The organism is Mesorhizobium sp. LNHC221B00 (genome assembly GCF_000502935.1).
Classification (GTDB): Bacteria; Pseudomonadota; Alphaproteobacteria; order Rhizobiales; family Rhizobiaceae; genus Mesorhizobium; species Mesorhizobium opportunistum.
Window position 1 is genome coordinate 149,071 of the sequence record NZ_AYWR01000006.1, and the last position, 15,264, is coordinate 164,334.

12 protein-coding genes are annotated in these 15,264 nt (G+C 61.5%); 3 read left to right on the top strand and 9 right to left on the bottom strand.

From position 1 onward, the window contains the following. The first annotated feature begins 151 nt into the window (after positions 1–151). Positions 152–529 (top strand): hypothetical protein, encoded by a 378-nt coding sequence (locus tag X741_RS1000000170330; protein WP_198023950.1) that lies wholly within the window; start codon positions 152–154, stop codon positions 527–529. Between the two features lie 583 nt (positions 530–1,112). Here the strand turns inward: X741_RS1000000170330 and X741_RS156080 are convergent. The 9 genes from X741_RS156080 to X741_RS156040 all read right to left on the bottom strand — a co-directional run bounded on the left by X741_RS156080 (position 1,113) and on the right by X741_RS156040 (position 12,406). After that, positions 1,113–3,233, bottom strand: a complete 2,121-nt coding sequence (locus X741_RS156080; protein ID WP_023777405.1) for a flotillin family protein — start codon at positions 3,231–3,233, stop codon at positions 1,113–1,115. A gap of 577 nt (positions 3,234–3,810) precedes the next feature. After that, positions 3,811–4,113 (bottom strand): DUF982 domain-containing protein, encoded by a 303-nt coding sequence (locus X741_RS156075; RefSeq protein ID WP_023764959.1) that lies wholly within the window; start codon positions 4,111–4,113, stop codon positions 3,811–3,813. 128 nt (positions 4,114–4,241) lie between these two features. Next, the gene (locus X741_RS156070) at positions 4,242–5,228 is read right to left on the bottom strand and encodes a dipeptide ABC transporter ATP-binding protein (protein WP_023777406.1); all 987 of its coding nucleotides are present in this window, start codon (positions 5,226–5,228) and stop codon (positions 4,242–4,244) included. A 44-nt stretch (positions 5,229–5,272) separates the two neighbouring features. Next, complete coding sequence (locus X741_RS156065) at positions 5,273–6,232, bottom strand: ABC transporter ATP-binding protein (RefSeq protein ID WP_023777407.1); 960 nt, start codon at positions 6,230–6,232, stop codon at positions 5,273–5,275. Then, entirely contained in the window at positions 6,229–7,200 is a 972-nt protein-coding gene (locus X741_RS156060) for an ABC transporter permease (protein ID WP_023777408.1), read from the bottom strand. Before X741_RS156060 ends, X741_RS156065 begins: the two co-directional genes overlap by 4 nt. Further along, the gene (locus X741_RS156055) at positions 7,200–8,216 is read right to left on the bottom strand and encodes an ABC transporter permease (protein WP_023777409.1); all 1,017 of its coding nucleotides are present in this window, start codon (positions 8,214–8,216) and stop codon (positions 7,200–7,202) included. Before X741_RS156055 ends, X741_RS156060 begins: the two co-directional genes overlap by 1 nt. A 41-nt stretch (positions 8,217–8,257) precedes the next feature. Next, positions 8,258–9,919: an ABC transporter substrate-binding protein gene (locus X741_RS156050; protein WP_023764954.1), complete on the bottom strand. Its 1,662-nt coding sequence runs from the start codon at positions 9,917–9,919 to the stop codon at positions 8,258–8,260. 2 nt (positions 9,920–9,921) lie between these two features. Next, entirely contained in the window at positions 9,922–10,842 is a 921-nt protein-coding gene (locus tag X741_RS156045) for a proline iminopeptidase-family hydrolase (RefSeq protein WP_023777410.1), read from the bottom strand. A gap of 49 nt (positions 10,843–10,891) precedes the next feature. Further along, positions 10,892–12,406, bottom strand: a complete 1,515-nt coding sequence (locus X741_RS156040) for a leucyl aminopeptidase (RefSeq protein WP_023777411.1) — start codon at positions 12,404–12,406, stop codon at positions 10,892–10,894. Between the two features lie 251 nt (positions 12,407–12,657). Between X741_RS156040 and X741_RS156035 the strand changes: the two genes are divergently transcribed. Then, complete coding sequence (locus tag X741_RS156035; protein WP_023764951.1) at positions 12,658–13,560, top strand: LysR substrate-binding domain-containing protein; 903 nt, start codon at positions 12,658–12,660, stop codon at positions 13,558–13,560. A gap of 237 nt (positions 13,561–13,797) precedes the next feature. Then, entirely contained in the window at positions 13,798–15,255 is a 1,458-nt protein-coding gene (locus X741_RS156030; protein WP_013895399.1) for an NCS1 family nucleobase:cation symporter-1, read from the top strand. Positions 15,256–15,264: the final 9 nt, after the last annotated feature.

A 15,264-nucleotide genomic window follows, 5' to 3' on the forward strand; every position in this document is an offset into this window, starting at 1 on the left:
CGGAGACAAGATAAGGTTTGCGGCACCAACGGGAGCTGCGAACCCGTGCCGCGAAACTTTCCCTGCGATAAGTCCGCCCGCTAGCGAATTCGGGTCGGTACGAGAAGAATGGACCCGCGACAAGCTCGCCGGCAATTCAGGCGTGGATCCGTTGGTCATCGAAGAATTCGAGCGTCGGATCACCCTCCCCAACTGGGACATCTGCGACAAGCTACAAACCGCGCTCGAAAACACCGGTGCCGCTTTCATTGCGGAGAACGGTGGCGGTATCGGAGTTCGCCTGAAGCTCAACCGCTCCGAAGTCAGACGGATCGACGTTCTGGAAAATGAAGGCGGCATCGTCGGGATAGATGCCGTTCCATTGGCTCAATTGCTTCGAAGTGAGATTGACCTACACGAGCCATCGGTTTGCGACCAAGGAGATCCTATCAGTGGCTATGACCGACAGCGCACTGTACCTTTCGCCGGGGAGTCCCTCCACCCGCGGAGAGAGGAGCGGCAGCGAGCCCTGCCCCGACTTCAAGCCTGAGAAGTGAGTCTCGTCGGTGATCGCGTCACCGTGGTCATACGCTGGCGTGTGGCCGCGTATCCCTTCGACCTGAAGCCAGTTGCCGGACAAGCCCCAGCAGATCATCGTGCATTCAGGGTGCCTTGGCGCATCCTCTCGTCGAAACAGAAGCAAACTAGAGGGTGAGACCTCGTGTGCATGGCGTGTGCACGGTGCAGTATAAGTGGTTGTTTCTACTTACCTCTCTGTCCAGTCCATCATCGGGGCGATGGCAAGCTCTTGATTGTTCAGCATTTGAAAACTTTTGGCCAACTCATGGACCTTCATATCGACGACATGTGCGATGTAGGCAAGTCCCCTTGCCGCTCCAAGGTCGCAGCCTTCGATGTGCTCCAAAGACATCTTGGAAGTGCAATATCGCGGCCCTCGATCGTCGAACCTGTTGATCTCGCGCGTATCGCCCTAAAGAGGCTTGGCCTTGTGTTGGCAAAGATCCGGGCCACGCTGGTTGGACGGATCGGCCGGCATGAGTGGATTCCTGCGCCTCGCCGCCGCATGTTTCGGCAGAGCGCAAAATGGGCCGGAACAACCGGCCCATCCTCAATCATTCCTCCTCAACCGGTGCCGGTATCTCATCCGGTAGGTTTTGCGGTCCGACCCGGTCGGCGACGAGCATCGAAAGCATCATCTCCACAAGGCCATTGGCAGCCCCCTTCTCGCCACCGGTAGCGCCCATCTGGATCTGCGGCACCAGCGGGATCCTGCCATTCTCGATCGCCTCGGCGAAGCGCATGAGAACCTGCGAGTTGAGCTGATAGTCCGGGCCGCCGAAGGCTGCGACCTTCTTCTCGGTGGCCTCGGCCTCCGCCAGACCGATGGCACGCACCCTCTCGGCATCCGCGAAACCGGTCGCCNCCTTCTTCTCGGTGGCCTCGGCCTCCGCCAGACCGATGGCACGCACCCTCTCGGCATCCGCGAAACCGGTCGCCTTGATGCGTTCGGCATCGGCAAGCGCGATAGCCTTGATCATGTCAGCCTCGCCCTGGCCGCCGAGGCGCACCTTCTCGGCCTCTGCCTTGGCGGTGACTTGAATGGTTTCCGCCTGCTGGCGGGTGCGGGCGAGTTGCGCCTTGCCCTCGTTCTCACTGATCTCGATGGTAAGTGCCGACGTCGTGATCTTGGCTTGCTGTTCGGCGAGCGCCTCCTTCTCGCGCAACGTGCGTTCCTGGATGGCCGCCGCCTCCTGCAGTTTATAAGTCTCGACCTTTTCGACCGCGATCTGGCGCTCGCGGAGCTGGATCAGGATCTGCTCTATGCTGTTCTGGCCATTGGCGGCACGGGGCGTACCAATCAACACTTCTTGCAGCTCGAGACTGTAGGAATTGAATTTTTCGCGCATCTCCTCGCCCGATTTGCGCTGGATATCGCTACGCTCCTGCAAAAGCTGGATCAGCGTCTTTGTCTGGGCGATATTCTTGAAGTAAGCAGAAACCATCGGATCGAGCGTTTGTTCGACCAGCCGCTTGATATCACCGAAACGCTGCACCACCAGTGGCGCCTTCATATAGTCGATATGCACGACGACGGAGAGCGGCAGCACAGGCTCGAACGCATCCTTGGTGATCAATGACACTTCGGACAGGTTCTCGTCCAGCCTGTGTTCGCCAAACTGCTCCTTCGTCCATTTGAGCACGAAGTTGGTGGTCGGCACGATAATGATATTGCCGGCATAGGTATTGAACGCATATTTGCCTGGCAGTAGCGGCGTTGACCAGACACCGCGTGAGCCGATTTCGACCAGCTCGCCGTGACGGTATGCCTGCCCTGAAATATCCGTGCCATGGCGGCCGTTATAGGAGACGACGACACCAACCGTGCCAACATCAATGATCGTCTTCTCGACCAGTTCGACGGTCGCGAAAATTCCATTGAGGAAGTAGCTGCCGTCGGCCAGCACCTGCAACTGCCGGCCACGGTAGCCACCGGCATTGAGAAACTTCTCAGGGTCCTGAAAATTGTTGTGGAAGTTCGGGTCGTTCGGATCATTGGCAACGGTCGGTGCGATGATCTCGCCGTCCGGTAGGGCCGGACCGTCATGGATGGTGACGATGCCGATCATGTCCTCGGCATTGTGGATGACGACTGGCTCAAAGCCGCCCCGCTCCGAGATCATGCTAGACATATTGGTAAAAAGGTTTTGTTCCGACGAACTCAGATTAACAGAATAGATCGACTGGGCGGTCAGCACGATGAATTGTGCGAGATTGATAGCATAGGTGCCTTCACGCAAGATCTTGCGTTGCGGTCCTTTCTGTCCGCCTTTTTCGAGAAAGCCGCGCACATCCTGGAAATCATCGGCTTCGGTATTGGAAGCAAGTGTCTGCGTCGGAGGCAGCGGCTTGCCATCACGGGCAAAGACATAGCCGATCTGACCCTGCGGAATGGTGACAAGGTTGGCGCGATGCATCGAATATTGGAACGGCATGAAGAAATGCAGGCCACCGCGCACGACCTCAGGCTGGTAGCCGGCCTCACGGTTGAGCGCGATGAAGCCATTGCTTACGGAGCCCCGGAAACTCCATAGTTTTTCCAAAATGCCGAGCCTGTCGTTTGAGATATAGCGGACCACGCCGCTCCACCAGAACAGGATTGCCAGCACGATGGCCAGCACGGCTATCTCGATCGCCATCCATTCCATCGGGCCGACATATTGTAGGGCTTCCATCTGCTGTCTCCTATGGGCGCGCGGGTTCGTTCACCCGCCGGCCACCCGGTTGGTGTTGATTGATGAAGCGGGGAGATTGCGCAGCGACATGTTCGGCGCACTAAGGGCGTCGAATGTTTGGGCTGCTCTTTGGATGGGAAAATAACCGCGCATCCCGAGTCCCCAGTGAGGGGAAGCGCGTGGTCGTGAGCTATGTCACATCGGTGTTGCCTTGACAGACATTACAGCAAATGACGTAGGGATCGCGACAACAGGTTTAAAGATGCTCCGCGTAGAAATCGTATAAGTATTTCCAAACGTTTTTATTTCGAAAGCGTGGTGATTGGCTTCTATAAATTGGCAAGAGCGCGAAATGGCGCTCTCGACGGCTTAGAACCGTCGGCCCTCCGATCCGACCGCCTGGGAAGATGGCACGCTCAGCCGGGCCGCCTTGAACGCCCGATGAATCTGTGTCGGGCTTCGTGGCGCTTGGCAACTCCAGATCGCTATTCGCGACGTGGGGAACATGGCCGCCGCGCGCCAACGCATCCCCGCGCGCTATCACGACGCGAAGGCTACGCCTGTGAAGCCATGGCTCCTAACGCCGCAGCGCGTATATGTCCGCCCTGTTTTCGCCGGCTACGGGCAACGCCATGTCATCGTCAAGAAGCCGCGTGATCCGGGCAAAGCCGGTGAACGCCTTCCTTGCTTCTTCGGCTGACATCTGGCCCGACAACGCGGCCGCGCAGCAATTCAGCGCGCACTGATACACAGGCCCGCGCCGGCCCGTCGGCCATTTGCGCAAGAAAACCATCGCCTCGGCGACATTATCCACTTCTTCTACAGGATGCCCCTGCCCGCGCGAAATCCGCACGGGCGAAAAGAAATGCAGGTAGTCCATTGGTTCCTCCCGGTCGATCGCAATGCGTGCGATCTAACCGATTGAAACGCGCGGCTTGGCGGTTGGTTCCACGCTGAAGATAGAATTTTCGGAAATCTGTCGGCCATCGTGCGCCAATGGGCTGCGGGCTATACCGTCGGAAAGTGGCAGGCCACCTTGCGGCCCGGTCGATATTCCCTCAACTCCGGCCGCTCGGTGCGGCAGCGCTCCGCCGCGATCGGGCACCGTGGGTGGAAACGGCACCCGGATGGCGGCTTGAGCGGGCTCGGCACGTCGCCGGTCAGGATGATGCGCTTGCGCGTCCCGCTGGGCGTTGTCTCCACGACGGGAACCGCCGAGATCAGCGCCTGGCTGTAGGGATGGGCAGGCGTTGCGAACACCTCTTCCGCCGGACCTTCCTCGACGATCGAGCCGAGATACATGACCGCGATGCGGGTCGACACTTGGCGCACCACCGACAGGTCATGGGCGATGAAGATGTAGGTGAGGTTGAGCTTCTCCTGCAGGTCGGCAAGCAGGTTGACGATCTGCGCCTGCACCGACACGTCGAGCGCGGAGACGGGTTCGTCCAGAACGACCAGATCGGGGTTGAGGGCAATCGCCCGTGCAATGCCGACACGCTGGCGCTGCCCGCCGGAAAATTCGTGCGGGAACCGCATGACGTGATCCGGCAACAGCCCGACGAGGTCGAACAGTTCGGCAACCCGCGCGCTGATCTCACGAGACGAAAGCTTGCCGTGGATGCGCAGCGGCTCGGCCACCAGGTCGCCGACACGACGGCGCGGATTGAGCGAGGCCGATGGGTCCTGGAAGACCATTTGCAGGCGCCGCCGCAGCGGCCTGAGTTCGGAGAGCGACTTCGAGGTGATGTCGTCACCTTCGAATAGAAGCCTGCCGTCAGTGATGTCGTAGAGCCTTACCAGGCAGCGCGCCAGCGTGGACTTGCCGCATCCGGATTCGCCCACCAGCCCGACAGTCTCGCCGCGCCGAACCGTCAGCGAAACATTGTCGACCGCATGGACGGTTCGCCTGCCTTCCGCCGAAAACCGGGTGCCGATAGAGAAGCGCTTTGCCAGCGAGCGCGTCTCGAGGATTGGCTGATCCCTGTCGGTCATCGGTTCCTTGCCGTTCATTGGCTCCCGGTCGGTCATCGATCCGCTCATGCCTGCGCCACCCGGAAGCATGCGGCGGCGTGGGGTCCAGCCCCAAGGTCGGGCTTGCCGGTCTCGCAGGGTTCGTAGTGGACGGGGCAACGCGGACCGAAAGCGCAGCCCTGCGGCAAGCGCAGCAGCGACGGCGGCGAGCCGGGAATGGCCGGCAGGCGGCGCGGTTTCTCACCGGTCAGCGGCGGGATCGAACCGAGCAGCGCGCGCGTATAGGGGTGGCGCGGATCGGAAAACAGTTCCATGCGGCTGCCGCGTTCCACCACGCGGCCGGCATACATGACCATGACGCGGTCGGCGAGTTCGGAGACCACGCCCATGTCATGCGTGATGAAGACCACGGCCGACTTGTGCGTCGCGCGCAGCTTGCGCACGAGGTCGAGAATGCCGGCCTGCACCGTCACGTCGAGCGCGGTGGTCGGCTCGTCCGCCACCAGCAGGGCCGGATTGCACGACAGCGCCATTGCAATCACCGCCCGCTGGCGCATGCCGCCGGAGAGCTGATGCGGGTAGCGTGACATCGCCTCGTGCGGATTGGGAAAATTCACCTCGGCCAGCAGTTCCTCGACGCGCTCCATCGCCTTGGATTTGCTGATATTTCGATGTGCGCGGATCTGCTCGGCGATTTGCCAGCCGATCGTGTAGACCGGCGTCAGCGCCGTCATCGGATCCTGGAAGATCATCGCGATCTCGTTGCCGCGCAGGCGCCGAAGTTCACGCGCCGGCAGTCCCACCAACTCGCGGCCCTTGTAACGGATCGAGCCCTCGATGACGGCATTGGGGTCGGTGATGAGGCCCATCACGGCCAGCAGCGATACGGTCTTGCCGGAACCGGATTCGCCGACGACGCCGAGAATCTCGCTTTCCCCAAGATCGAAGGAAACGCCGTCGATGGCCCGCACCAGGCCGTCATCGGTCCGGAAGGATACTCTGAGGTCACGCACCGACAGTATCATGACGTCCTCAGGCGGGGATCGAGAAGGATGTAGACGAAATCGACCACCGCGTTGGCGATGACCACGAACATGGAAGCATACATCACCGTTGCCATGATCATCGGCAGATCGAGATTCTGCAGCGCGTCATAGGTGAGCTTGCCGATGCCGTGCAGCCCGAACACCACCTCCGTCAGCAAGGCGGAGCCACCCACCAGCGCGCCGAAATCGAGACCGAACAGCGTGACGAATGCGATGAGCGACGTGCGCAGCGCGTGGCGCAGCAGGATGCGGGTTTCCGACAGGCCCTTGGCGCGGGCCGTGCGGATATAGTCTTCCTGCAGGGATTCGATGATCGCCGCGCGCAGCACGCGCCCGTAGATGCCGATGTAGAGGATGGCCAGCGTGATCCACGGAATGACCAGCGTCAGGAACCAGCCCTTTGGATCGTCCGAGAAATTCTTGTAGCCGAGCGGCGGCACCCAGGAAAACAGCCAGCTGTCGTGATAACGGCTCTGAGTGATCAGGTTCATCACCTCGCCCAGCCAATAGACCGGCATGGAAATGCCGAGCAGTCCAAGCGCCATCAGAATCTTGTCCAGCCAGCTGTCGCGCGTGGCGGCGGCAACGATGCCGATGATGATGGACACCACCACCCACAGGATCGCCGCCCCGAACACCAGCGACAGCGTGACCGGGATCGAATCCAGCACGGCCGGCACCACCTTCCAGCCGCGATTGACGAACGAGGTCAGATCACCGGTGACGAAGATCTTCTCCATCATCGTCACGTATTGGACGTAGAGCGGCCGGTCGAAGCCGAAGCTGTGGCGCACCGCCTCCAGCACTTCGGGCGACGCGTTGCGGCCGGCGATGCGCGCCGCCGGATCGGCGCCCGGCGTCGCGAAGAAGATCAGGAAGACGATGACCGAGATGCCGAACATCACGAACAGCATCTGACCGAAGCGGCGCAGGATCGCGTAGATCATCAGTCGCGCCCCAGCCGAACCTTGGAGCGTGGGTCGAGCGCGTCGCGCAGGCCGTCACCGAAGACGTTGAGCGCCATGACAGACACGGCGATCGCTAGGCCTGGCGCCAGTGCCACCAGTGGCCGCGTATAGAGCAATGCCTGTCCGTCCTGGATGATGGTGCCCCAGCTCGCCGCCGGCGGCTGCACGCCGATCGACAGGAAGGAGAGCGCTGATTCCGTCAGCATGTTCAGCGCCATCATCAGTGGCACGAAGACGATGAGCGTGGTGGTGATGTTGGGCAGGATGTCGCGCCACAGGATGCGCCATCCCGGCACGCCCAGATTGACCGCGGCGTGGACAAATTCGCTGCGGCGCAGCGACAGGACCTGCCCGCGTATCGGGCGTGCCACATAAGGCACGTAGACGATGCCGATGATGATGACCGGCAGCCACAGGCTGCCGGACTCGATCTCGATCGGCCCGATCGAAATGCCCTGCGCGATGGTGACGATGGAAAGCGAAATCGCCAGGAGATAGATCGGGAAGGCCCACAGCACATCCAGGAAGCGCGACAGCACCGTATCGGTGATGCCGCCGAAATAGCCGGCGATCAGTCCCGCCGACGTGCCGAGGATCAAGGTGAAGATGGTCGCGGCGCCGGAAATCAGCAACGAGATCAGTCCGCCATAGAGCATTCTTGCCATGACGTCGCGTCCCTGGCTGTCGGCGCCGAGGAAGTAGTTGCCGAGCCGCCAGGTCGGGCCGAGCGGCGTATAGCCAAGTCCGAGCCCCTCTGTCGACGGCTCCATCACCGCGACGTCGGCGCCGTCGATCTGGATGACGGCGTCGAGCGTCGAGGCGAAAGGGTCGACTTGCGCCCAGTGCGCATAGAAAGGCGCACTGACGCAAGCCAGGACAATGAGGAGGAACACGGCCAGGGACGCCATGGCAGCCCTGTTCCTTGCCAGCTTCGCAAACGCGACAGCCCAAGGCCCTCGCGTCTTGCGCGGCATGGCAGCGACTTGGTTCGACACGGACGTGCCCCTCTCCGCAGTTCGTTACTGCACCCAGGCCATCACTGCACCCAGGATTGGGTGATCATCCAGTTGAACTGCCGGTTGAACTTGAAATTGCCCACGCGCTTGCTGACGAAGTCAAGCCGCTTCGGCGTGAACAGGCCGACGGCCGGCGCCTTGTCCGTGACCTGCCTGTCGATCTCGGCCCACATCTTGTCTGCGGCTTTCTGGTCGGTCACGCCGAGATCGAGCGCCTTTTGCATCTTGGCGTCGATATCCTTGTCGCAGAAGCCGGCGATGTTGATCGAAGCGTCCGACCCTTCACGGAAGGAAGCGCAGGAGAACAGGATGTTGAGGAAGTCGGAAGCCGCAGGATAGTCCTTGTACCACTGGGTGATGGACATCTGCACTTTGTTGTTGGTGTTCTGGATGTAGGTGAACTGGATATTGGACGAGATCGGCTTGACGTCGGCGACATAGCCGATGCTGGTCAGCACGCTCTGCAGATAGACGCCGATGGAGCGTGAGATGGCGGTGTCCTCGGCGATGATGGTCACCTTCTGGCCCTTGGTGCCGGATTCCTCGACGAGCTGCTTTGCCTTGTCGAGATCGGGCGCCGACCATTTGGCGCCAGGGTTCTTGGTGAAGGGGCAGTAATCTTCATGGCCGGGGAAGTCCGGCGGCAGGACCTGGCAGACCGGCGAGGCCAGCACCTTGCCGCCGAACAGCTTGACCAGCGTGTTGCGGTCGATCGCATAGGCAACGGCCTGGCGCGCCTTTTCGTTGTCGAACGGAGCGAGACGGTTGTTCAGCGGCGCATACCACCACGCTGAAAGCGGCGAGATGTGAAGCTGGTCCATGGACTTGCTGCCAAGTTCGCCGAGACGATCGCTCGGCAGCGCATCGAACATCCAGTCTGCTTCGCCGTTCTGGATCGCCGAGACGGCCGCTTCCTCAGACAGGCCGAAATCATATTGGACGACATCCGGATAGCCGTCCGGCTGCGCGTCCTCGCTCCACTGCTTGAAATTGGGGTTGCGCGACACCGTCATGCCCTTGTTGGGGTCGAAGGCGGAGATCATGTAAGCGCCGGTGCTGGGAATCGGCTTGGAGCCCATGTCTTCCGCGGGCGTGTCCGCCGGCAGCACCACGGCGTGCGGCAAGGCGAGCTTGTAGAGGATCTCGGCGTCAGGCTTGGTGAGGTTGAGGGTGACTGTGCCGGCGGCCTCATCCCCGACAACGCCGCCTTCCAGCGTGCAGCTCTTGGTGTCGGCCAGGCACTTGTCGGCGCCGACGATGCCGGCATAGAAAGTACCGGAGGTCGGCCCGGAAACCTTGAAGATGCGCTGGAAGGAGGCGACGACGTCCTTGACGCTGAGATCATGGCCGTCGGAGAACTTGATGCCCTTGCGCAGCTTGAAGGTGAAGGTCTTGCCGTCATTGCTGACCTGCGGCAGCGCCTCGGCGAGGTCGGGTACGATGGTGAAGCCGTCCATGCCCTCGGCTTTGCGGAAGGCGACCAGTCCGTCATAGATCGGCTGGTACATCTGCCAGCCCTGGTCGGTGTAGTTGATGTGCGGATCGAGCGTTCCCGCCGCTGAGCGGGCTAGAAGGCGAATGGTGCCGCCTCGGTGCTCTTTGAGATATTCGGCCTGCGCCGGGGCCAGCCAGGTGCCGGCCAGCAATGCCACGGCTGACGCCGCCAGAAGCAGTTTCTTCATGCTTAGTTCCCCTTTTCTCTGTTGTCGTTGTCGTCCAAGAAGTCTCCCACCAACCGCATGCACAGGTCCTGCTCTTCGACATGCGGCATATGGCTGGAATGCTCGAATATCTCCCAGCGCGATCCCTTGATGCCGTCCTTGTAGGGCTGCACGGTCGCGGGCGTCGCCTCGTCATGGCGTCCGGAGATGATCAGCGTCGGAACATCGACGGCCGGCAGGCGATCGATGATGCTCCAGTTCTTCAGGGTTCCGATGACATGGAACTCGTTGGGCCCGTTCATCACATGATAGACCGTCGGATTGCGCACGACCTGGGCGAAGGTCTCGGCTACCTCGGGTGGGAAAGGCACCACCCGGCAGACATGCCGTTCGTAGAACACCATCGTCGCCGCCTGGTAGGCGGGATCGTCCGTCGTGCCGGCCTGCTCGTGGCGGGTCAGTGTTTCCTGGACATCCCCGGGCAGGTCGGCGCGCAACCGGTTGGCCTCTTCGACCCACAGCTTCATGGAAGCCGGCGAGTTGGCGATGGTCAGCGACTTCAGACCCTTCGGCCGCGTCACCGCATATTCGGCGCCCAGCATGCCGCCCCAGCTCTGGCCAAGGACATGGAAGCCGGCGCGAATGCCGAGATAGTCGACCAGGTTTTCAAGCTCGTCGATGAAGAGCCTGGCCGTCCAGAAGTCGGCGCCCTTCTCGGGCAGCAAAGTCGAATTGCCGCAACCCAATTGGTCGTAGTGGATGACGGCGCGATCTCTTCGGGCAAGAAGCTTGTAGGCATCGACATAATTGTGGGCGACACCCGGACCGCCGTGCAGGATCACGATTGGGGCCTTGTCGGCATCCAGTTCGCCGGAGATTCGATACCAGGTTTCGTAGCTGCCGAAGGCGGCTCGCCCTTCCCTACTACTGATCTCAGACGACATCCCGGCTCCTTGCACGTTTTGAAGGCATCTTGTCGTTGTCCGTGGGCGCCTAGTTCACCTTGCGGTTGGCCTGGACCCATTCTTCCAGCATCTGCACGCCGAACGCTGTGGCGCCTTCCCGGCCGAGCGGTTGATCCTTATCGGCCATTTCCTTGCCGGCTATGTCGAGATGCACCCAGGGCCGATCCTCGGTGAAGTGGCGCAGGAACGCCGCCGCATAGGGCGCGTCGCCATCTTCCATGTCCTTGGCGTGGTGCCGGATATCGGCGAATGGCGACTGCAGCCCCTCATCGTAGGCTCGGTCGAGCGGTAACTGCCAGAAGCGCTCGCCGACCGTTTCTCCGGCCGCGATCATCTGCGTCGCGATGGTATTGTCGGTGCTGAACAGACCGGCGAATATCGATCCGAGGCCGCGCATCACCGAATAGGTCAGCGTCGCCAGATCGACGATCAACGAGGGGTTGAAGCGCGAAGCCGCATAGTAAAGGCAGTCGGCCAGGATCAGGCGCCCTTCCGCATCCGTGTCGAACACTTCCACGGTCTGTCCTGAAGCCGTCGTGATGATGTCGCGCGGCTTCAGCGCGGTGCCGGACGGCATGTTCTCGGCAATGCCCAGAATGCCGACAGCATGCACAGGGCTGCCTTGCCGGGCCAGCGCTATCAGCAGGCCGACAACGGCGGCCGCGCCACCCATGTCGGCCTTCATGTCGAACATCTGCTCGCCGCGCTTGATGCAGAGCCCGCCGGAGTCGAAGCATACGCCCTTGCCGACGAAAGCCATGGGCTGCATAGGAGCACCCTTGCCGCGATAGCGCAGGACAGCAACGCACGGCGGCCGTATCGACCCTGACCCGACAGCCAGGATCGCATTCATGCCGAGTTCCCCGAGCTTTGTCGTATCGAGGATCTCGACGTCGATGCCGGCTTCGCGCAGCGGCTCCAGGTGATCGTGGAAGTTGTCGGGATGGAGATGGTTCGGCGGCAGATTGACCAGCGTGCGCGCATATTCGACGCCGTCGGCAATGGCGTTGATCCGTGCCAGCGCCGGGGCTAGCTCGGCGCGACTTGCGCCGACCAGTTGCACACGCAGGGTTCGATCCGCGCCGGCACCCTGGCGTTGGTTGCGCATGTCGAAGCGATAGCGCCGCAGCCGCATGCCGAGCGCCACGCGCGCCAGGATGTCCGCGCCTGGCAGGTCGACACTGGCGATCGGGTCCAGGAGCAAGGTAGCCGCGCACTCGCTCTTGCCTTCGAGATGCGCGGCCAGCAAACCGCCGGCACGCGCCAGTGACAGCGTGGTTAAAGCCTCAGCCTTGCCCAAAGCGAGAACGATGACGCGCCGGGCCGATACAGTCTGGGGAGCGATCACATCGATGCAGGTGCCAGACTCGGCCAAAGCGTCCGGGTCGGAGCAGGCACGGGACAAAATCCCGCTTAACTCGACATCCAGCGCCGCTGCCCGTGGACCAAAGCCTGTCTTGGCCGTTTGCAGGATAACGACGACAGCGGCTTCAGCCGAAATCTCGTCGGCCGCTTCAAAGACCGGCACTGGCGATTGAGGCATAAGCAGTCATTCTCCCATTTTGGCCCGGCCTCAGCGCCCCTTTGCGCAAAGCTTCGCCTGCCAGCGGGGAAAACCGATCAGGCCGGTCTCTGCCACTGGTGGAATGGTGCCGGAAGGCCCCAAATAATCGTTTTCTGATGGCGACTTGGTCGCTCTTGCCTTCTGGGTATCCCCGAAGGACCCTGGTGATCAAACGCCAATTTTGTCCATGTCGATTGACAAAAACTCAACTGACAATTCATGATCGGGCCATGGCCTTACCTTCACTCAATGGCATGCGCGCCTTCGAGGCCGCCGCACGTCTCGGCAGCGTCAAGGACGCAGCCGAAGAACTGCACCTGACGCCCTCTGCCGTCAGCCGCCACATCCGTGCACTTGAAAGGAATCTTGGCCAGGATCTGTTCGAACGCGGCTTTCGCCAGATCACGCCGACCATCAGGGGCTCCTACTATGCGCGCAGCCTCTCGGAAGCATTCGAGGCCATCTGGCGCGCCACCGACGATGTCAGTTTCTCCGATGGCCCGAGCCACGGCCGGACCCAGCGTGTCCGGGTCTTGTGCGTGCCGGCTGTTCTCAATCTTTGGCTGGCGGACCGGCTGCCGAATTTTCGCCGGCTGCATCCGTCCGTCGATCTGGAGATTTCGAGTTCGGGCAAGCGGGCCAACTTCGATTTGGCCATCGTCGACGAATTCGTCTACAAGGCCGGCCCGGCCTTGACGCTGCTGATCCCGCTGCTGCTGACGCCGGTCTGCGCGCCCTCGCTGCTCGAAGGGCCGGTGCCGCTGCGATCACCCGCCGATCTGGTCAATCACCATCTGATCCATGAATGCGAGACCATGAGGTGGAAGCGTTGGCTGGAGCAGGAAGGCGTTTTGGAGACATCACCGAAATCCAGCACGACCCTGGACGATTGCACGCTGATCATGCGCGAGGCGGTCAACGGCGCTGGCATCGCGCTTGCCGACACGATGATGGCGCAGGATTTTCTGCAGCAAGGCAAGCTTGTCGCCCCGTTTCGCGCCCGCCACACCTATCCGGCCGGCATCTACCTGCACCAGCGTCGCAGCATCGGCAACAAGCCGGGCACCGGCCTGTTTCAGGATTGGCTGCTTTCCGAAGTCGAGGACCACAAGCGCGCGATGGCCATCACCTAGGCGCGTCGCGCATGCATGTCGTTCTCCCAAAGCCGGCGACATGCATTGGACAGTCGAATCACCGATCGTTGGTATTCAACAGCGACCCACCTTTACGATCCCTCGATAATCGCGGTTCGCATTGAATATCTTTAAGGCCAAAGCCGGCAAATTGGTTGCTTGTCGGTTCCCCTGCGTCAGGCGTAACCTCTGCGGTCAACGCGTGAGGGCGCGTTTTTGCAAAAGGGGAACATTGCAATGACGATACAGGGCGCATCGCCTGACCTATACAATGAGGACCTCGCTCCGGCCACGGTTCGAAACTGGGGACCATTCTCGATCTTCAACGTCTGGACGTCGGACGTTCACAGCCTGTGGGGTTATTATCTCGCCGCCAGCCTGTTTCTGTTCTGCGGCGGCTTCGTCAATTTCATCATCGCCATTGGCATCGGGTCGTTGATCATCTACGTGCTGATGAACATGGTCGGCTATGCCGGCGTCAAGACTGGCGTGCCCTACCCCGTGCTGGCCCGCGCCTCCTTCGGCATCTGGGGCGCCAACATACCGGCACTTGTGCGCGCCATCGTCGCCTGCTTCTGGTACGGCGCGCAAACGGCCGCCGCTTCCGGCGCGATCGTGGCGCTGCTGATCCGCTCGCAATGGTTCGCCGATTTCAATGCCAACACGCATTTCCTCGGCCATTCCGGCCTGGAAGTGATCTGCTTCGTCGTGATCTGGGCGCTACAGCTGCTGATCATCCAGCGCGGCATGGAGACGGTGCGCCGTTTCCAGGATTGGGCGGGGCCTGCGGTCTGGGTGATGATGCTGATCCTGGCGATCTATCTCTGCGTCAAATCCGGAACCTTCGCCTTCACCAGCGACATCCCGATGGATGTGCTGAAGGAGAAGACCAAGGACGCCGGCGTGCCCGGTGAGCCGGGCTCGTGGACCTCGCTGTTCGCGGTCGCCGCGATCTGGGTGACCTACTTCTCGGCGCTCTATCTCAACTTCTGCGATTTCGCACGCTACGCGCCGGACAAGGCTGCACTGCGCAAGGGCAACATCTGGGGCCTGCCGGTCAATCTCATCCTGTTCTCGCTGGTCGCCGGCGTTACCACCATTGCCGCCTACGACGTCTATCACGAGGTGCTGCTGCACCCCGACCAGATCTCGGCCAAGTTCGATAGCTGGTTCCTGGCTGCTCTCGCCGCTCTGACTTTCGCGGTGGCGACGCTCGGCATCAATGTCGTGGCCAACTTCGTCTCGCCGGCCTTCGACTTCTCCAACGTCTTTCCCAGGCAGATCGACTTCAAGAAGGGCGGCTATATCGCAGCACTGATCGCGCTTGTGCTCTACCCCTTCGCGCCGTGGGAAGGCAGTGCCGCCTCCTTCGTCAACGTCATCGGCGCGACGATGGGGCCGATCTTCGGCGTCATGATGGTCGACTATTACCTGATCCGCAAAGGCGAGGTCGATGTCGAGGCGCTCTATCGCGAAGATGGCGAGTTCCGCTTCCAGGGCGGCTGGCACGTCAACGCCTTCATCGCCGCCGGCATCGGCGCGTTCTTCTCGTCGATCCTGCCCAACTTCACCAACTGGCTGCCGTCCTGGTGGGGTGTCTATGGCTGGTTCTTCGGCGTGGCGATCGCCGGCGTCATCTACTACGTGCTGCGCACCGCAGCCGTGAGTGCCGGCGCCAAGATGGCGAAGGCTTGAAAATCAGGG

Coding starts and splice junctions, on each gene's coding strand:
- X741_RS156060 (WP_023777408.1), bottom strand. CDS start 7,200: ATGATCTACGCGATCCTGCGCCGCTTCGGTCAGATGCTGTTCGTGATG.
- X741_RS156040 (WP_023777411.1), bottom strand. CDS start 12,406: ATGCCTCAATCGCCAGTGCCGGTCTTTGAAGCGGCCGACGAGATTTCG.
- X741_RS156035 (WP_023764951.1), top strand. CDS start 12,658: ATGGCCTTACCTTCACTCAATGGCATGCGCGCCTTCGAGGCCGCCGCA.
- X741_RS156050 (WP_023764954.1), bottom strand. CDS start 9,919: ATGAAGAAACTGCTTCTGGCGGCGTCAGCCGTGGCATTGCTGGCCGGC.
- X741_RS156030 (WP_013895399.1), top strand. CDS start 13,798: ATGACGATACAGGGCGCATCGCCTGACCTATACAATGAGGACCTCGCT.
- X741_RS156065 (WP_023777407.1), bottom strand. CDS start 6,232: ATGATACTGTCGGTGCGTGACCTCAGAGTATCCTTCCGGACCGATGAC.
- X741_RS156070 (WP_023777406.1), bottom strand. CDS start 5,228: ATGACCGACAGGGATCAGCCAATCCTCGAGACGCGCTCGCTGGCAAAG.
- X741_RS156045 (WP_023777410.1), bottom strand. CDS start 10,842: ATGTCGTCTGAGATCAGTAGTAGGGAAGGGCGAGCCGCCTTCGGCAGC.
- X741_RS156075 (WP_023764959.1), bottom strand. CDS start 4,113: ATGGACTACCTGCATTTCTTTTCGCCCGTGCGGATTTCGCGCGGGCAG.